The organism is Curvibacter gracilis ATCC BAA-807, assembly GCF_000518645.1.
GTDB classification, from domain to species: domain Bacteria; phylum Pseudomonadota; class Gammaproteobacteria; order Burkholderiales; family Burkholderiaceae_C; genus Curvibacter; species Curvibacter gracilis.
The window spans coordinates 1-17,974 of sequence record NZ_JADZ01000041.1 but is presented as its reverse complement, the minus strand read 5'-3'; the positions used below and the strand labels follow the sequence as shown (position 1 = coordinate 17,974).

Here is a 17,974-nt window from a genome sequence, read left to right as displayed (position 1 = left end):
GCTCCGCGGTGTCTGCTGGTGTGGCTTGCTCCGCAGCCTTTTGAATGGGGCGGGCGGGGTGGGCTCACGCGCTGGGCACTGTGTTTGGCCTCTGCGACCGGGTCTTTTGGATACCGCTCTGGCTGGCCCGGGGGAGAAGACATCAGCGGCCTCGCCACGTTGGCTTCGTCGTCTCGCGAGCGGGCTGGGTGCGCCAATGTTCGGCGCTGTCGGCCCTGGCAATCAATCGGTGGGTCACGGAGGACGGGATGAGTGATATGGACGATGGCCGATTCCGCGCGGCGGTGCTGATCACCGGGGCGGCCAGTGGCATTGGGCGGGCTGCGGCCTTGCAGCTCGCCCGGGCGGGTCGTGCGCTGGTGCTGGTGGACCGGGATGAGGGGGCCTTGCAGCGGCTGCTGGCCGAGTGGCCTGCACTGGCCTCGGTGCCGCAGTGCCGGGTGCTGGACCTGGGCGATGCCGGCGCCGTGGCCGGTCTGGGCGAGGGGCTGCCGGCGTTGGCCGGGCTTGTCAACAACGCGGGCATGTCGGCCGGCGGGCAGGAGGCCGTGGGGGGTGATGAGGAAGCCGCGCAGCGGCTGCTGGACCTGAACCTGGCGGCACCGGCCCGCGTGGTGCAGGCCTGTGCGGCGCGCCTGGTGCCGGGGGCCTGCATCGTCAACGTGGCCTCGGGGGCCGGTCTGCGCGCCATTCCGTGGCGCGGGCTGTACAGCCCGAGCAAGGCGGGCCTGATCGCCCAGACCCGGGCCCTGGCCCGGGCCCACCCCGAATGGCGTGTGAGCCTGCTGGTGCCCGGCTTTGTGCGCACCGAGCTGGTCCAGGGCCTGATCGACAGCGGCCGACTGATCCCTTCCCAGGCCCTGGCCAAGGTGCCCTTGGGCCACCTGGCCGAGCCCGAGGACATGGCCGAAGCGCTTTGCTTTCTGCTCAGCCCCGCAGCCCAGGCCTTGAGCGGCCAGGCCCTGGTGCTGGATGGGGGATCATCGGGCTACGGCGGCTCGCAAGCCCTGCCGCCGGCCCGCCAGCCCCTGCCCGGGCTGGCCTGGACCTTGAAGCTGCATGGCCATGCGCTGGAGACAACCCCGCCAGCGCGGACTGGCGACTCCACCCAGTACCCAGCGGTCTGCGATGGCCGGGCCCTGCAGGCCCGCCCGGGCGGCCTGCTGGCAGCCGTGCGCGAAGCGGCGGCCGACTTCCGGCGCCAGCACAGGGCCACGGCCAGCCTGACGCTGCTGCTGCCGCCCGACCCGGGTGAGGGCGACACCGACTGGACCCTGGCCGGCGACGCCGCCGCCACCCGCATGCTGATCGCCACCCTGGCGGCCGAATGGGGGGCGGACGGCCTGCGCATCAACGCGGTGCAGAGGGCCCCCGGCACCGCACTGGCCGAACTGTGGCCACTGCTCGACTACGTGGCCGGCCCCCGGGCCCGCTGCCTGACCGGCCAGGTGCTGAGCACCGGCCCCCATTCCTGACCGATCGGCCCTCCATGACCCCGAGCCCGACCCCCACCCAGACGCCCGCCCCGGACCGCGAGGCCATCCGCGCCGACTTCATCCGCCAGCGCGGCTATTGGCGCCCCTGGACCGAAACCCTGCTGCAGGAGCACCCCGCCCTGGTACAGGCCTATGCCCGCTACGCCGGCCACCCGGCGGCCCACGGGCCGCTGAGCGAGCGGCAGATCGAGCTGCTCTACATCGCGCTCGATGCCTCGGGCAGCCACCTGTTCGAGCCCGGCCTGCGCACCCACCTGGCGCGGGCCCTGGCCGTGGGCGTGCGCCCGGCCGAGGTCTTCGAGACACTGCATCTGGTGGCCGCCCAGGGCCTGGACGGCGTGACCCAGGGCGCCGCCCTGCTGGCCGAGCTGTGCGGCCAGCCCCCGGATGACGACCCGCTGCTCACCCTGCGCCGGCTGGACCCGGCCTACGCCCAGGCGGTGCAGGATTTCGTGGCCCTGCCCGGCCCCCCCGAGGGCCTGGCCCCCGACGACCGCCACCTGATCCGCGTGGCCCTGGCCGCCTGCTTCACGGCGCACCACCCCGGCGCCTTGCGCCATCATCTGCAGCAAGGGCTGCAAGCCGGGCTCACACCGGCGGCCTTGCTGCAAGCCATTCAACTGGGTGCCCACCTGGCCGTGCACGGCACGGCCCTGGGGGCCCAGGTGTATGCCAGCCTCACCCCAAAAAAGGAGACTTGACCATGACCCACCACACCAGCCACATCCACCTCCCCCTGAGCCTGAACCGCCGCCAATGGCTGGCGGGCAGCGCCTTGCTGGCCTTGCAGACCCAGGCCGGTGCCCGCGCCGCCGACTGGCCCGATCGGCCCATCAAGCTGGTGGTGTCGGGCCCGCCGGGCTCGGGCGCCGACATCTTTGCCCGCCTGATCGCCGTGCCACTGCAAGAGAGCCTGAAGCAGGCCGTGGTGGTGGACAACCGCGCCGGTGCCAACGGCCTGATCGGCAACGACGCCGTGGCCAAGGCCAGCGGCGACGGTTACACCCTGCTGCTCACGCCCTCTTCATCGATCGCCATCAACCCCATCCTGCAGCCGCGCATGCCCTATGACACGCAGAAAGACCTGCTGCCGGTGGCCCAGGTCGGCTCGGCCGGCATCCTGCTGATGGCCCACCCCTCGACCGGCTTCAAGTCGCTGGCCGACCTGGTGCGATTTGCGCGCGCCAACCCCGACCGGCTGGCCTACGGCTCTTGGGGCAACGGCTCGACCGGCCACCTGGCCATGGAGGGCATCAAGGCCCACTACGGCCTGACCATGCCGCACGTGCCGTTCAAGGGCACCTCGCAATTGGTGACCGACCTGCTGGCCAACAACATCCCCGTGGCCTTCACCGACATCGCCTCGCCCATTCCGCACATCCGCGCCGGCAGGCTCACCGCCCTGGGCTGCACCGGCAGCACGCGCGGCCCGGCCCTGCCCGAGGTGAGCACCCTGAGCGAACAGGGCTACCGCTTTGACACCGACGGATGGTTTGGCATCTTCGCCCCGGCCAGCACCCCCGAGCCGGTGGTGCGCCGCCTGAACCAGGAGATCAACCGCGTGCTGGCCAGCGACGAGGTGGTGCAGCGCTTTGCCGCCCAGAACATGCCGCGCCCGCCGCTCAAGACCGCCGCCCAGTTCGCCAGCACGGTGCGCCAGGACATGGACACCTGGCAAAGCCTGGCCAAGGCGGCCAAGCTGCGCATCGATTGACGGGCGCGGCGGCTCAGGGTGGCAGCGAGGCCGCGTAGGCCACCACGGCCATCATGTCCTGCGGCGAAAGCTGGCCGATGAAGCCGCGCATGGCGGCCGCGCCGGGGCCGGCCCGAACGCCCAGGCGCATGTCATTGAGCTGGCGGTACAGGTACTGGGCCGAACGACCGGCCAAGGGCGGGATCGGATCAAGCCCCTTCAGGTCCGGGCCGTGGCAGCTGACACAGGCCAGGACAGCGCCCTCGCCCTGCAGGGCGATCTGGCGCCCGCGGCTCACACTGCCTGGTGGCACATAGGCCATGAAACCCGAACGGGGGTCGCGCAGCTCGGTCAGGCCCAGGTCCTGGGGCACCTCGACGATGCGCTGGCCGATGGGCTCGCGGGCGGTGCCGGGCATGGCCGCCCACATCGAGCCGGTGACGACCTGGGTCAGGGGCACCTGATCGGCCTCCACCACCGTGATCCAGGGCCGGTAGGGCTGGGCCGCAAAGTACGCGGCAGCGGCCTGCACCTCTTCGTCGCTCACATGGGTGGCCGCGGCCACCATTCGCAGGTGGGGGCCGGCATGGGCGGCCGCGCTGCGGCGCAGGCCCGCCTTGTAGTCCTGCATCTGCTGCACGATGTAGGCGGCCGGCAAGCCCGCCAGCGCCGCGTTCTCGGGGCGCCCCTGGCCGTTGGGGTAATGGCACATGCCGCAGGCCCGCACCTCGGGCGGGCGGCCCCGGACCACCACGGCGGGCATCGGCGGGTGGGATTCGGGAAACCAGTCGTGGGCAGTGAACAGGTCGAAGAGCTCGGCCCGGGTGAAGGCCTGTCGGCTGCCGGCCAGGGTGTGCTTCACGCCGTCGTCGGGCACGGCGGGGGGCGCGGTGGAAGGCAACACCGGGTAGGCCCAGGCCGGGGCCCGGGGTGGCGCAGGCTCCGGCACCGGCTGGGCACAGCAAGTGCCCACGCTCGCGGCAAGAATCAGACCCAGCCAAACAGATTTCAGTGAATCCATCGCTCACCTCGCAGTGTCAGCCCCGGCACCCCGGGAATGCCGCACATCCTATCGGTGTCCGGCCCGGGTGGGGATCAGGGTTCCACCACATTGAACATGGGCGTGAACGCGTCCAGGCACAGCACGAACTCGCGCAGGCGGTCACGCGCGCCCTGCACCTCGATCTCTCCCTGGTCCAGGCAGCGCAGCATGTCCTCGGGGCTTTGCAGCAGGCGCGCCAGCTGGGCCCGGTCGGTGCGCACCGTGACTTCGGCTTCAGCCCCATGGCTGCCGGCGCGGTGGTTCAAGGCCCCGTTGGAGAGGGTGATGCGCTGGCTCTCGCCGTCGGGCAGCAGCCAGTCGATGCGCAAGCGCAGGCCCTGGGCGCGCGGGCCGTTGACGCGGATGGCCAGGAACTGCAGGAACTTCTCCAGCGGCAACTGGGCCACCACATCGGGGCTGATGGCGATGCCTGCCGGCAGGGCCGGCGCGCCGCGGCTGCGCAGCTCACGGGCGGCCAGCAGGTAGGCGTTGCGCCAGGTGGCCGATTCGGCCTGGTAGCCCAGTTGCTCGAAGGCATCGGCACACAGCTCGCGGGCGCCCTGGTGATCGGGCTGGGCAAACACCACGCGGTTGCACACCTCGGCCACCCAACGGAAGTCACCGGCCGCAAAGTCTTCACGGGCCCGCGCCAGCACGGCCTCGGCCCCGCCCATGTAGCGCACATAGCGCTGGGCCGCCGGCTCGGGTGGCAAGGGGTGCAGGTGCACAGGGTTGCCATCGTAGGGGCCCAGGTAGTGGGCGTAGATGGCGGCCACGTTGTGCACCACGGCGCCGTAGTAGCCGCGCGCATACCACTGGCGCGACAAGGGGTTGGGCATGATGAGCTGCTCGCCGATCTCGGCCGGGGTCAGGCCCTGGCTCATCAGACGCAGCGTCTGGTCGTGCAGATAACGGTACAGGTCGCGCTGGCCGGCCACGTATTCGGCGATGCGCCCGGTGCCCCACACAGGCCAGTGGTGCTGGGCCAGCACCACGTCGGCGCGGGGCACGTACTCGTGCAGCGCGTCGTCCAGGTAGCCGGCCCAGGCCAGGGCGTCGCGGGTCTTGGCGCCGCGCAGCGGGCACAGGTTGTGCAGGGTGTGGCAGGCGTTCTCGGCCAGGTTGAGGGCGCGCAGGCCGGGGAAGAACAGGTTCATCTCGGCCGGGGCCTCGGCGCCCGGGGTGAGCTGGAACTCGATCTCGATGCCGTCGATCACGTGGCGCTCGCGCAGTTCACGCACCAGCACATCAGGGGCGATGAAGCCGTCGCCCCCCCGCCCGGCCGCCTTGCCCAGGCCGCTGTCCACGTGGGCCTGCGGGCCTGCTGCCAGCGTGGTGCCGAACTGGTAGAGCGAACGCCGGCGCATGGGCACGCCGGCCAGCATGGTCTCGGCAAAGGCTTCCTCGGTGAAGCCGACCGGGCCGATCACCGGGATGCCCTCGCGCGCCACCTGCTCGGGGCTGGTGATGCCGCGCACGCCGCCGTAATGGTCACGGTGGCTGTGGGTGTAGATGAGGGCGCGCAGCGGCCGCGGGCCGCGCTGGGCCTGGTACAGCTGCCAGGCGGCCCGCGCATGTTCGGTGAAGGTCAGCGGGTCGATCACGATGACGCCGCTGTCGCTCTCCACGAAAGTGACGTTGGCCAGGCTGAAGCCGCGCACCTGATAGATGCGGTCGCAGACCCGGAACAGGCCGTGGATGCGGTTCAGACGCGACTGGCGCCACAGGCTGGGGTTCACCGTGTCGGCCAGCGGGCCATCCAGAAAGGCGTGGTCACGCTGGGTGAAGGCCACTCCGCCGCCGTCGGCGGGGATGTGGGCGTCGGGCACGGTGGCGATGAAGCCGCGTCGGGCATCGTCGAAGTCCTGCTGGTCAGAAAAATCGAGTTCGGCCAGCACGCGGGCGTGGGCCTCACGGGTGGCGGGGTGGGCGGCTTTGGCAGAGGGGTTCATGGTGCGAGCCGGTTCAGGCCAGGTCAAAGACGACCACGCTGCGCGCGGTGTCGCCCGTCTTCATGGCGGCAAAGCCTTCGTTGATGTCTTCGAGCCGGATGCGCTGCGAGACCAGGGATTGCAGGTCCAGCCGGCCCTGGCGGTAGAACTCGACCAGACGCGGGATGTCGTCACGGATGCGGGCCGAGCCCATGGCCGAGCCCCGGATCTGCTTCTCCTGGAAGAAGGGGGCGCCCTCGATGCTGGCGCGGGCCCCGGGCTGGAACAGCCCCACGACGGTGGCGATGCCACCGGCCGTGAGCATGCGAAAGCTCTGCTCGAAGGTGCTGGGCAGGCCTATGCATTCGAAGGCGTATTCAACGCCACCCCCCGTCATCTCGGCGATGCGGGCCACCACATCACCGTCGCGGGCGTCCACGGTGTCGGTGGCGCCAAGCTTGCGCGCCAGTGCCAGCTTGGGCTGCGACATGTCGACGGCGATGATGCGCGAGGCCCCCGCGATGGCCGCCCCGTTGACCGCCGCCAGCCCCACCCCGCCGCACCCCACCACGGCCACGGTGGCGCCAGGGCGCACCTGGGCGGTGCGGAAGACAGCGCCGGTGCCGGTGATGACGGCGCAGCCCAACAGGGCAGCGAGATCCAGCGGCATGTCGTCCCGGATCTTGACCAGGGCGTTGCGGTGCACCAGCATTTTTTCGGCAAAGCCCGACAGGTTGAACACCTGGCTCACGGGCTGACCGGCCTGCGAAAGGCGGCGCGCCTTGCCCGGGGGCTGTTTGACCTCGGTGTCGGCGCACAGGGCGAAGCGCCCCCCCAGGCACTGCGTGCAGGTGCCGCAGAACACGCTCAGAGCCCCCACCACGTGATCGCCCGGGTGCAGGTCACGCACGTTCTCGCCCACCGCCTCGACGATGCCGGAGACCTCATGCCCCAGCACGCCGGGCAGATCGAAGGGGCGCATGCCTTCGATGTAGTGCAGATCGCTGTGGCACAGGCCGACGGCCGCCGTGCGCACCAACACCTCCTGCGGGCCGGGGCGGCCGATCTCGACGTCCTCGATGGACAGGGCTTGGCCAAACTGACGCAGAACAGCAGCTTTCATGATGGATTTCCTTTTGAATCAGTCGGCAGTGATGCGGGTTTCGGCCTGGAACTTCTTCCAGCGCACCAACTGAGCACGGATGTCGCGCCCCAGGTAGTCGGGGCTCAGCTCAGGCGCCATGGTCACGCCCTGGCCCAGCACCTTGGCCTTGATGGCCTCGTCCTGAAAGCCCACGCGCAGGGCCTCGCTGATGCGCTCCACGATGTCGCGCGGGGTGCCCGCCGGCGCCACCAGGCCGATCCAGCTGGCCGTGCCCACGTCGGGGTAGCCCAGCTCGGCCAGCGTGGGCACCGAGGGCGCGGTGTGCAGGCGGTCGGTGCCGGTCACGGCCACGGCCTGCACCCGGCCGCCCTCGGCCAGGGCGATGCCGGTGGGGTCGCCAAAGCCGAAGTCCAGCCGGCCGCCGGCCACCTCGGTCATCATCTGGCCCTGCCCCTTGAAGGGCACGTGCACCGCTTCGACCTTGGCCTGGCGGATCAGTTGCTCGGACGACAGATGCGCCAACGAGCCCGCGCCCAACGAGCCGTAGTTGAGCGAGCGCGTCTTGCCCAGGGCCAGCAGTTCGGCCAGCGTCTTGGCCTTGGCCGGGTCGGTGAACAGCACGTTGCGCGACATCCACACCATGGCCACCGGCGCAAAGTCGCGCAGCGGGTCGTAGCGCACGCTGCGGAAGAACACGGGGTTGACCGCCATCGAGCTGGTGGTGGCCATCAACAAGGTGTAACCGTCGGCCGGCGCCTTGGCCACGAAATCGGTGCCGATGGCGGCGTTGTTGCCGGGCTTGTATTCGGCGTACACCGCGGTCTTCAGGCGGGCGCTCAGCACATCCCCCACGGTGTTGGCGAACACCGTGCCCATGCCGCCCGAGCCATAGGGCACCACGATGCGGATGGGCTTGTCGGGCCAGGCCGAGGGGGCGGCGTGTGCAGCCCCGGGCAGGGCAGCAGCCAGGACGGAAGCACCCGCCAGCCTGAGGCAGGCGCGGCGGTCGATGTGAGCGGTCATGGTCTTGTCTCCTATGATCTGACCGCGGCGGGCCTTGTTTGTGGGGCCTCGGCGGTCGATTTTCTAAAATTGTAATTCCAATTATATTTTTGCAGGCCTGCGCTTGCGCTGCTTCCATGCGCCCCGACGAATCCCCGTTTCAAGAATCCGATGCCGAGCGCGAGCAGGCCTTCATGGCCTGGCTGCAGGCCGGCCGCCTACCCGAAATCAAGCCCGGGGTACAGCAGCGCAGTGCCCGCACTGCTTTTGCACTGCTGGAGTCGGGCGCGGCGCTGATGCGCGAGCGCGCGCTGGATGCCCTGTCGATCGAGGAGATCTGCAGCGGCGCCGGTGCCACGGTGGGGGCGTTCTACGGCCGCTTCGAGGACAAGATGGGCTTTTTTGCCGCCTTGCAGCGCCTGACCTGCCTGCGCTCGGAAGCGGCCCTGGAGGCCTTCATGCAGCAACACCCCGCCGACGGGGCCACGCTGGACAGCCTGTGCCGCGCCATGGTGGCCATGTCGGTGCAGCGCTACCGGGCCAATGTGGGCGTGTACCGGGCCGCACTCAAGCACAGTGACGAAGGGGCCTGGGAGCCGTTCCGGCGCCTGGGCGATCTGTACCGGCAGCGCCTGGTCGAGCTGCTGGCGCCGCATCTGCCAGGGCTGGACGAAGCCGCCCGGGCCTTGCGCATCCGCTTTGCCTACCAGGTGATGATGGGCACCCTGGTGCACGCCACGCTGAACGCACCGGGCCCGGTGCAACTCGACGACCCGGCCATGATCGACGAGCTGGCCGGCCTGGTGCTGGGCTACCTGCGCTCGCCCGGCTGAGGCGGGCTGAGTCAGGGGGGTGGCGTTTGCCGGCTTCATGAGGTGGCCTCAGATCGCGCCGGCCGCACGCAGGCGCTCACGGGCGCCGGCATCCAGGCCCAGGCGGTCGCCCAGCACCTCGTCGGTGTGCTGGCCCAGGTGGGGGGGTGGCAAGCGCACGGGCAGGCGTTCGCCATCCAGCGCATAGGGCGGGGCCAGCACCGACTGCGCACCGGCCTCGGAGTCCTCGAAGTGGTGCAGCAAGCCGGCCTGGGCGGTGCGCTGCGAGTTCAGCGCATCGAACAGGCCCAACACCTCGCCGCAGGGGATCTCGGCGGCGCGCAGTCGCGCCAGCAGCTCCGCCCGGGGCAGGCCGGCCAGGGCCTGGCGCACCAGGGGCAGCAGGGTCTCGCGGTGGGCCGAGCGGCCCGTGTTGCTGGCAAATCGCGCGTCGTCCGCCCACTCGGGGCGCTGCAACACCTGACGGCAGAAGCGCTGGAACTGACCGTTGTTGCCCACGGTGATGACCACCGGCCCGTCGGCGGCCTCGAACACCCCGTAGGGCACGATGGCCGGGTGGGCGTTGCCGAACTTGGCCGGGTCGTCACCCCGCAGCAGGGCTTCCATGCCGTAGTAGCTGGTGATCATCAGGCCGCAGTCGTACAAGGCCATCTGCACATGGCGCCCGCGGCCGGTGCGGGCGCGCTCCAGCAGGGCGGCCAGCACGGCCTGCCCGGCGTACAGGCCGGTGAACATGTCGACCGCCGCCACACCGAACTTCAAGGGGCCCTGGCCCGCCTCGCCATTGGTGGCCATCACACCGGCCTCGCCCTGCACCACCAGGTCGTAGCCCGGGCGCGCCTGCTCGGGCCCCGCGGCGAAGTAGCCCGAGATCGAGCACATCACCAGGCGCGGGTTCAGGGCCGACAGCTGGGCCCAGCCCACCCCCAGCTTCTCGGCGCCGCCGAACTTGAAGTTCTGCACCACCACATCGCTGTCGCGCGCCAGGGCCTGCACGATCGCCAGCCCCTCGGGGCAGACCAGGTCGACCGTGATCGAACGCTTGTTGCGGTTGGCGCTGTTGAAGTAGGTGGTGTTGCGCTGGCCCACGGGCAGGCCCCAGTCGCGGGTGTCATCGCCGCGCTCGGGGTGCTCCACCTTGATGACGTCGGCCCCCAGATCGGCCAGCGCCATCGCGCACAGGGGGCCGGCCAACACCCGTGACAGATCCAGCACCCGGATGCCGGCCAACGGTAGAAAAGAAGAAGAAGCGCTCTGGTTCATGGTCTCGTTCCGTGGCGGGCCCCAGGCCCGCCGATCACAGGCCTGGGTGGCCTGACCGGAACGATTGTTGATTTGTTCTTATATTTTGACAATCGTGAATAAAATCAAACACACTGTCTGATTTATGAAAACAATAGACCTCAATGCCTTGAGCCTGCTGGTGGACATCATCGAGACCGGCAACCTGAGCAAGGCCGCGGCACGGCGCGACATGGGCCGGGCCGCGGTCAGCCACCGCCTGGGCCAGTTCGAGCAGGCGCTGGGCCAGCAACTGCTGCGCCGCACCACGCGCCAGGTGGAGCCCACCGAACTGGGCTGGAAGCTCTATCGCCATGGCCTGAGCATCCGCCAGGAACTGCTGGCGGCCCAGGATTCCGTGGACAGCCTGGGCCAGCTCCCCCAGGGCAAGGTGCGCCTGAGCGTGCCCAGCGGCTTCGGTCAACTGGCCATGACGACCTGGCTCACAGAATTCATGCAAAACCACCCAGGCATCAGCCTGGAGGTGATCTTCGACAACACGGTGGAAGACCTGCTGGCCGGCCGGATCGACTGCGCGGTGCGGGTCATGTCAGAACCGCCCCCGCATCTGGTGGCGCGCCCCCTGGGCCCGGTGCACTACCTGGCCTGCGCCACCCCCGCCGTGGCCGCAGCAGCCGGCCGCCCCCACACCCTGGAAGCCCTGCTGCAACAGCCCCTGATCAGCTCGGCCCTCACGGCCCAGAAGCTGCGCATGGCCGGCCTGTTGCCCGAACACGGCCCCGACGGCGCCAGCCAGGGCCCGCGCCTGGTGTCACCCAACTTCTATTTTTTGCGCGAAGCGCTGCTGCGAGGCCTGGGCGTGGGCCTGATGCCCGACTACATGGTGCGCGAAGCCATTGCCCAGGGCGCCCTGCAAGCCCTGCCCCTGAGCCCGGGCAGCCTGGGCTTTCTGAGCACCGCCATGTTCATGCTGCACCTGCCCACACCCTACCCACCCCGGGCCATGGCCCTGCTGCTGGATTTTCTGGTCGAGAAGGTGGCTGCCTCGGGCAGTCTGGGAGGCGCGGATTGAGCGCGGAGGCAGGGCAATGGCGCCGGCAACATTGGGGGGACTTTTGGACATAGAGAGAGACGCCCGCATGAGCAGGACAAAACCCTCATTGGGCCAGCGCTGCTGCAAAAAATCACAGGGCTTTTGTTCGTCAACATCGAAGCGTTCGTGTTGCACGAACATCATCACTTATCGAACAAACGACAAAGAGCCCAAAGGATTGGAAGCCCGTCGCCACCGGTGCCTTGACACTCCCGGTCGAGGAAGAGCTGCTCGATCTCAAACGCGCGCCCGTCCAAGCGCTGGCCGATGCCGCTGCGCATCACACCGGCCGAGGATCACTTGGCGTTGAAGTTGGCACAGTCGGTAAATAACTCGCAGCCTCAAGAGCGCGCCCCCCCCGGCGGCTTCGCCTCCCCCTCCTCCCCCGCAGGTCGCTTGGCGACAAAGCCCACCTCCAGCCCGAAGATGCTGGCGATCTTGTTCAGCGTTTCCACCGTGGGGTTGGCGCTGCCTGCGATGATCTCCTTGAGCACGCGGATGCTCACGCCACGGTGGGCAGCAAACTCGGCTTGCGTGAGGCGGCTGACCTTCTGCATGAGCTTGACGGCGTCGCCCAGCGAGAGCTGATTCCTCATCACCCCCTCAAACAGCTCTCGGCGCAGTGCGGCGTCGCGCTCGGGGTTCTTGTGTTTGATGCGCTTGTCCATGGTCTTTCAGCCGGGCTGGATGCGCGAGAGGCTCTTCGCCACCCGGTCGATGGCGCCACGGCATTCCTCGATGACGACCTCCTCGGCCCCGACATCGCGCAGGGTCTCGGGCAGGCCTGCGACCGTGCCAGCAAAATCATGCATTGCACGCGCAACGTTTTCATACTCCCCGGCCCCCCAGTTGATGGAATGAAGAATCGTGGGCCAATCCTCCAGGCGGCGGCCTTGCGGATCCAGCCAGTGCACGGCGCGCGGGATCATCTCCGGATCCTTGTACATGGGCGCAAAGTCAAAGAGGGGGGTGAGCTGCACGCAGCCGTCGACGAGACGCTGCACGGCGGTGTTGCGCGCATGGTTGTCGGTGTTGCGCAACGCCTGGTTGAGCACCTCACGCCGGAGATACTCGATGGTTTCCTTGAGCGGCTGGTGGGCGTGGCGGCGCAGAGCGCTCAGCAGTTCATGGTGCGAGGTGGCCGGTGCAAAGCCCTGCAAACGTGCCAGCGATGCCAGGCTTTCCTGGTGCAGCCGGTGCAATCGGCCTTGCTCGTCCACCTGCCGATCGAAGCGCCGCACAAACAGCATTTCGTTGTGCAACTCGGGCTCGGCATGAACGCGCAGGCCGCAGGCTTTTGCCGCGCGCAGGTAGGCCGCCTCGTTGCGCAGCACCAGGCGATCTTCATCCTGGCGCCCGCGCGGTAGCTTGACCAGCCAGTGCTCCACAGCCTGGGCATCGTCGAGCGCCATGTCGGGGTACCACAGGCCTCCGATGTCCCGGCTCAACAGAAATTTGGGCGCAGCGCCCTGGGCCCCGGTGGTGCCGCTGGCCAGCAGCGCATGCAACGAGAGTTGCTCCAGAAATGCCTCGGAGTGACTCACGATCTCGTCCAGTTCGACACCGGCGCCCCAGTCGCGCCCATCGGTGTGGCGATTGACGTAGCGTTCGTAGAAGTTCAGGGCCGAAGTCAGGCGCAGGCAACCAATCGGGTTGAAGGCGCCAGCCATCAACAGCGGCAACGCCATCCCATCGACGTCGGGCAAGTTCAGTTCGCGGGAGAGCAGGCGCCGGCCGCGCCCTTGCGGCACCAGGTCGTAGAGAAAAGGGGGCAAGTCAAATTGCGGTGCATCCAGCGCGCCACCCGTGGGCTGCGTGAAGCTCATGTCAGTGAACTGCACCGGCAGGTTCAGCGACAGCGGCCAGGGGGCGCTCGAAAAAATGTAATCCTGCTCGTACTCCAGCCGGCAGCGCCCAGGGCCCAGTTGCACCAGCTTGGCGGCGTCAATCCATTCGCCATGGCGATGGATCTGGATCATGGTTTCGGTGGCCATTCTTTATTTTTACCATCAAAGTGGTCTTTTTAAATAAAGAATGATATCAATTAGGCCACTATATGTAGCTTTATAGGCATGCACTGGCGCAAGAGCCCCCAGACAAACCCTGAGCCCGCATCGCACCACCCAGGCTTTGCGGTAGATTGAAATGCATGCACCTCACCACCACCGCCCGCGCCCCTGTGTTCACTTCGGCCCTGCGCTGCTGGGCTGGGGTCTCTCGTTTCGCCCACCTGCTTGCCGCCATGGTCCTCTCCGCTGCCACCCTTTCATCCCCGGCCCAGGCGGCCGATCTGCCCGCGCCCCGTGAGGGCGACTGGCGCGTGCCGGATTTCCGCTTCCATGACGGCAGCACGCTGCCGGAGCTGACCCTGCACTACACCACCCTGGGCTCGCCCGACAAACCGGCCGTGCTGGTGCTGCATGGCACGCTGGGCTCGGGCAAGGGCCTGCTCACGCCGGGCTTTGGCGGCGAGTTGTTCGGGCCGGGGCAGCCGCTGGATGCCAACCGCTACTTCATCATCCTGCCCGACGGCATCGGCACGGGCGAGTCGTCGCGGCCTTCGCAGGGGCTGCGGGCGCGCTTTCCGCATTACAACTACGAAGACATGGTGCGGGCCCAGCACAGGCTGGTGACCGAGCACCTGGGCATCCGCCACCTGCGCATGGTGCTGGGGTATTCGATGGGGGGCATGCACACCTGGCTGTGGGCGCAGCTGTACCCCGGCTTCATGGACATCGCGGTGCCCATGGCCGCGCTGCCGGTGCCCATGGCGGGGCGCAACTGGATGCTGCGCCGCCTGGTGATCGATTCGATCCGCAACGACCCGGCCTGGAAGAACGGTGACTACACCGAGCAGCCCCCCAGCCTGCGCTTTGCCTCGGTCTACTTCAACCTGGCCACCAATGGCGGCAGCCAGGCGCTGTACCGCCAGGCCCCCACCCGCGAGAAGGCCGACCAGTTGCTGGACCAGCGCCTGCAGGCCCCGTTCAAGGGCGATGCCAACGACCACCTCTACCAGTGGGAGGCCTCCGGCGACTACGATCCCTCGGCCGACCTGGAACGCATCCGGGCGCGGGTGCTGGCCATCAACTCGGCCGACGATGAACGCAACCCGCCCGAGCTGGGCGTGCTGGAGCGCGAACTGAAGCGCCTGCCCCACGGGGCGCTGTACATCGTGCCCGGCTCGCCCACCACGGCCGGCCACGGCACGCTGGCACAGGCCGCGCTGTGGAAGGCGCCGGTGGCGCAGTTGCTGCAGAACGCACCGCGGCTGGATTGAGACGCCCTGCTGGCCAATTGAATGCGAAGCACCGGCTGCAGATCTTGTGTCGGATTGGCCTTCATGCCCCATCTCGTGGGACTCACCCTGGCGCTTCAACGAACCGCGGTCAAGCGCTCAAGACCGAAAGGGGCCCAATCACAGCGATTTGGCCGCTGCAAAATCATTCGCAACTGGCCGGGTCGTCACCTGGCATGCCAGGAGGGAAAACAGCGTGAAAGAACCCCTCGTCATCTGGTTTCGCTCCCACTTCAAACCCGCAGCGCCTGAAGCAAGCCAAGCTGGCCAGATTGTTGGGCTCAATGCACCCGCACAGCCTCGGGTAGTCGCGGCCAGGGCCCGCCAGAAATGCCGCCAGGACCTGGCTTCCGAGGCCTTGCCCGCGTCGATCAGGCCGCACCGCCAGGCTGATCCAGCCACAGCCATCGGCATCTCGATCCACCTGCACCTGAGCCAACGCCTGACCCCGCGACCAAGCAAACCAACTGCAGGCGCCAGGATCGCTGGACACGTGGCACCACCACGATCCGTCCGGAAAGGCGACTCGGCGAGATAGTTCCTCGTCGGCAAACCAGCGACGCCATTCAGACAGATCATCGGGCGTCAAGACGTGAAAATCGACTGACATGGCACTCCAAACTCCGACTGCGATAGGCGGACTCAAGAAACAGAAATGACTGGTGTCGCCCGGCAGTGCTGAGGCACCCCTGCACCAAGCACTCAATCCCCCTCGCTCACCCCACCCTCGCGCCCCTCGTTGAGGCGGCTGGTCAGCGCATCCAGCATGTCGTACAGCAGGTGCGTGAAATCGGCCCCGATCACGGCCTCGATGTCCTGGTAACAGCCCTCGATCAGCGGGGCCAGGGCGGCCACCGTCTGCTGGCCCTTGGGGGTCACGGCCACCAGCACACGGCGCTGGTCCTGCTCCATGCGCTGGCGTGAGATCAAGCCCATGTCGTCCATGCGCGCCAGGATGCCGGCCATGCTGGGGCTGGAGATGCAGCACATGCTGCCGATCTGACGCGGCTCCATGGGGCCGACCTGGTCCAGGGCCCGAATCACCCGCCATTGCTGCTCGGTCACGCCCTGCTGGTTCAGCAGCGGCCTGAAGCGGGCCAGCACGGCCTCGCGGGATTGCAGCAGCAGCAGGGGCAGGTTGCGGTGGTGAATGACCGGGGTGGCGTTGGTGTCCATGCCCTGATCATCCCCGAAAACTGACCCGCCTCAAGGCATGGGTGCTTGCCCTGTTTACTTTACTAAGATGTTAGCAATATACTCGCTCACATATTAGTGAATGACATGCACACCACACCTCCACTCCCCTCCCTGGATGTTGCGCCGTACCGCCTCACCGGCACGGTGTATGGCGTCCTGATGAACCATCGGCCCGCGCTGTATGTGCTGGCCGATGCCCTGGACAAACCGCCCTACAAGGCCGCGCCCAAGGCGCCGGTGCTGTTTGTGAAGCCGCGCAACACCCTGGCCCGCAGTGGCCAGCCGGTGGCTGTGCCGGCCGAACCCGGCCAGGTCGAGGTCAGCGCCCAACTGGGCATCGTGATCGGGCGCCGGTGCACCGGCGTCACGCCCGAGGCCGCGCTGGCCCACGTGGCCGGCTACCTGGTGGTGAACGACATCAGCCTGCCCCACAACCAGTTCTACCGCCCCTCGGTGCGCCTCAAGGCCCGCGACGGCTTCTGCCCCCTGGGCGACCGCATCGTGCCGGCCGACCAGGTGCCCGATCCCGACGCGCTCGAAGTGCGGGTGCTGATCGACGGGCAACTGGTGCAGGTCAGCAGCACCGGCGACCGCTTTCGGGGCGTGGCGCAGCTGATCGCCGATGTCAGCGCCTTCATGACGCTGATGCAGGGCGACATCCTCACGCTGGGGGGCTCGCAAGGCGCGCCCCTGGCCCGCGCCGGGCAAGCGGTGCGCATCGAGATCGAGGGCATCGGTCACCTCAACACCCCCCTGGTCCGCGAACAGGAAAGCGCCGCATGAGCCAAGCCACCCTCCTCCCCACCCTCCCCACCCAGACGGCCCGCGTGGCCTATGCCGGCGCCATCCACACCGCCACGCCCCACGGCGAGCAGCACATCCGCCTGGCCGATGGCCGCATCCTGGCGGAAGACCAGGTCGTGTGGCTGCCCCCCTTCGAGGTGGGCACGATCATCGCCCTGGGCCTGAACTACGCCGACCACCTGCGCGAGCTGTCGGGCGAGCTCACCGTCACCACCAAGGACGAGCCCCTGGTGTTCCTGAAAGGCCCCAATGCCGTGATCGGCCACCGGGGCCAGACCCACCGGCCCGACGCGGTGCAGTTCATGCACTACGAATGCGAGCTGGCGGTGGTGATCGGCAAGACCGCCCACCGCGTGTCGCGCGACAAGGCCCTGGAGCACGTGGCCGGCTACACCGTGTGCAACGACTACGCCATCCGCGACTACCTGGAGAACTGGTACCGCCCCAACCTGCGCGTGAAGAACCGCGACGGCGCCACCGTGCTGGGCCCCTGGCTGGTCGATGCCGCCGCCGTGCCCGACCCGCACCAGCTGGCGCTGCGCACCACCGTCAACGGCCAGCTCACGCAGCAGGGCCACACCCGCGACCTGATCCACAACGTGCCCGAGCTGATCGAGTACCTGAGCAGCTTCATGACCCTGCAGGCCGGCGACGTGATCCTGACCGGCACCCCCGAGGGCGTGGTCAACGTGAAGGCCGGCGACGAGGTGGTGACCGAGATCGACGGCATCGGCCGCCTGGTCAACACCCTGGTCGGTGATGCCGCCTTCAACACGCCAGCGGGCTCCACCCCCTGAACACCCTGCACACCCTGAACCCCATCCCAGGAGAGACACCCATGCCACAGATCCAGCACCTCATCAACGGCCAGTCCGTCGCCAGCAACGACTACTTCGAGACCCTCAACCCCGCCACCCAGGAGGTGCTGGCCGAGGTGGCATCGGGCGGCGAGGCCGAGGTCCACGCCGCCGTGGCCGCCGCCAAAGAAGCCTTCCCGAAATGGGCCGGCCTGCCCGCCACCGAGCGCGCCAAGCTGATGCGCAAGCTCGGCGAGCTCATCGCCCGCCACGTGCCCGAGATCGCCCAGACCGAGACCGACGACTGCGGCCAGGTCATCTCCCAGACCGGCAAGCAGCTCGTGCCCCGCGCGGCCGACAACTTCAGCTACTTCGCCGAGATGTGCACCCGCGTGGACGGCCACACCTACCCCACCCCCACCCACCTCAACTACACCTTGT

18 protein-coding genes are annotated in these 17,974 nt (G+C 68.6%); 9 read left to right on the top strand and 9 right to left on the bottom strand.

The window, feature by feature from the left end; translation table 11 throughout:
• Positions 1-248 precede the first annotated feature (248 nt).
• From L880_RS0123410 to L880_RS0123400, 3 genes are read left to right on the top strand one after another with little or no spacing between them, the layout of a single operon-like run.
• Positions 249-1,475, top strand: a complete 1,227-nt coding sequence (locus L880_RS0123410) for an SDR family NAD(P)-dependent oxidoreductase (protein ID WP_245615327.1) — start codon at positions 249-251, stop codon at positions 1,473-1,475.
• Between the two features lie 14 nt (positions 1,476-1,489).
• Positions 1,490-2,197 carry a carboxymuconolactone decarboxylase family protein gene (locus tag L880_RS36695; protein ID WP_051443547.1) on the top strand — a complete coding sequence of 236 codons (708 nt, stop codon included), beginning with the start codon at positions 1,490-1,492 and terminating at the stop codon, positions 2,195-2,197.
• A gap of 2 nt (positions 2,198-2,199) precedes the next feature.
• On the top strand, positions 2,200-3,210 hold the full coding sequence (locus tag L880_RS0123400; RefSeq protein WP_043330393.1) for a Bug family tripartite tricarboxylate transporter substrate binding protein: 1,011 nt from the start codon (positions 2,200-2,202) through the stop codon (positions 3,208-3,210).
• A gap of 13 nt (positions 3,211-3,223) precedes the next feature.
• Here the strand turns inward: L880_RS0123400 and L880_RS0123395 are convergent, their stop codons facing one another.
• The 4 genes from L880_RS0123395 to L880_RS33320 form a co-directional block, all read right to left on the bottom strand.
• Entirely contained in the window at positions 3,224-4,210 is a 987-nt protein-coding gene (locus L880_RS0123395; protein ID WP_027477722.1) for a c-type cytochrome, read from the bottom strand.
• Between the two features lie 74 nt (positions 4,211-4,284).
• The gene (locus tag L880_RS33325) at positions 4,285-6,183 is read right to left on the bottom strand and encodes an alkyl/aryl-sulfatase (RefSeq protein WP_043330404.1); all 1,899 of its coding nucleotides are present in this window, start codon (positions 6,181-6,183) and stop codon (positions 4,285-4,287) included.
• A 13-nt stretch (positions 6,184-6,196) separates the two neighbouring features.
• Entirely contained in the window at positions 6,197-7,285 is a 1,089-nt protein-coding gene (locus tag L880_RS0123385; protein WP_027477721.1) for a Zn-dependent alcohol dehydrogenase, read from the bottom strand.
• An 18-nt stretch (positions 7,286-7,303) separates the two neighbouring features.
• Entirely contained in the window at positions 7,304-8,290 is a 987-nt protein-coding gene (locus tag L880_RS33320; RefSeq protein ID WP_051443546.1) for a Bug family tripartite tricarboxylate transporter substrate binding protein, read from the bottom strand.
• 116 nt (positions 8,291-8,406) lie between these two features.
• Here L880_RS33320 and L880_RS0123375 point away from each other — a divergent pair, with 116 nt between their 5' ends.
• The gene (locus L880_RS0123375) at positions 8,407-9,102 is read left to right on the top strand and encodes a TetR/AcrR family transcriptional regulator (protein ID WP_051443545.1); all 696 of its coding nucleotides are present in this window, start codon (positions 8,407-8,409) and stop codon (positions 9,100-9,102) included.
• Between the two features lie 48 nt (positions 9,103-9,150).
• Here the strand turns inward: L880_RS0123375 and L880_RS0123370 are convergent, their stop codons facing one another.
• Positions 9,151-10,365: a CaiB/BaiF CoA transferase family protein gene (locus L880_RS0123370; RefSeq protein ID WP_027477719.1), complete on the bottom strand. Its 1,215-nt coding sequence runs from the start codon at positions 10,363-10,365 to the stop codon at positions 9,151-9,153.
• A 133-nt stretch (positions 10,366-10,498) separates the two neighbouring features.
• Here L880_RS0123370 and L880_RS0123365 point away from each other — a divergent pair, with 133 nt between their 5' ends.
• A complete protein-coding gene (locus L880_RS0123365; RefSeq protein WP_027477718.1) occupies positions 10,499-11,416 on the top strand; it encodes a LysR family transcriptional regulator in 918 nt (305 codons plus the stop codon).
• 362 nt (positions 11,417-11,778) lie between these two features.
• Here L880_RS0123365 and L880_RS0123355 read toward each other — a convergent pair whose 3' ends face one another.
• The gene (locus L880_RS0123355) at positions 11,779-12,105 is read right to left on the bottom strand and encodes a helix-turn-helix domain-containing protein (protein WP_027477717.1); all 327 of its coding nucleotides are present in this window, start codon (positions 12,103-12,105) and stop codon (positions 11,779-11,781) included.
• Between the two features lie 6 nt (positions 12,106-12,111).
• Positions 12,112-13,431, bottom strand: a complete 1,320-nt coding sequence (locus tag L880_RS33315) for a type II toxin-antitoxin system HipA family toxin (RefSeq protein WP_051443544.1) — start codon at positions 13,429-13,431, stop codon at positions 12,112-12,114.
• A gap of 155 nt (positions 13,432-13,586) precedes the next feature.
• Here L880_RS33315 and L880_RS0123345 point away from each other — a divergent pair, with 155 nt between their 5' ends.
• Positions 13,587-14,717, top strand: coding sequence for an alpha/beta fold hydrolase (locus tag L880_RS0123345; RefSeq protein ID WP_157463039.1), 1,131 nt, complete (start codon positions 13,587-13,589; stop codon positions 14,715-14,717).
• Between the two features lie 163 nt (positions 14,718-14,880).
• On the opposite strand, the gene L880_RS36835 is transcribed toward L880_RS0123345, so the two are convergent.
• Complete coding sequence (locus L880_RS36835) at positions 14,881-15,345, bottom strand: GNAT family N-acetyltransferase (protein ID WP_084461589.1); 465 nt, start codon at positions 15,343-15,345, stop codon at positions 14,881-14,883.
• Between the two features lie 92 nt (positions 15,346-15,437).
• On the bottom strand, positions 15,438-15,911 hold the full coding sequence (gene hpaR, locus L880_RS0123340; protein ID WP_019578275.1) for a homoprotocatechuate degradation operon regulator HpaR: 474 nt from the start codon (positions 15,909-15,911) through the stop codon (positions 15,438-15,440).
• Positions 15,912-16,016: 105 nt separating this feature from the next.
• Between hpaR and L880_RS0123335 the strand changes: the two genes are divergently transcribed.
• The 3 genes from L880_RS0123335 to L880_RS33310 form a co-directional block, all read left to right on the top strand.
• Positions 16,017-16,715, top strand: a complete 699-nt coding sequence (locus L880_RS0123335; RefSeq protein WP_027477715.1) for a fumarylacetoacetate hydrolase family protein — start codon at positions 16,017-16,019, stop codon at positions 16,713-16,715.
• Positions 16,712-17,533: a fumarylacetoacetate hydrolase family protein gene (locus tag L880_RS0123330; RefSeq protein WP_051443543.1), complete on the top strand. Its 822-nt coding sequence runs from the start codon at positions 16,712-16,714 to the stop codon at positions 17,531-17,533. The genes L880_RS0123335 and L880_RS0123330 overlap by 4 nt, the downstream gene beginning before the upstream one ends.
• Positions 17,534-17,574: 41 nt before the next feature.
• A partial coding sequence (locus tag L880_RS33310) for an aldehyde dehydrogenase family protein (RefSeq protein ID WP_043330390.1) occupies positions 17,575-17,974 on the top strand: 400 nt, incomplete at its 3' end.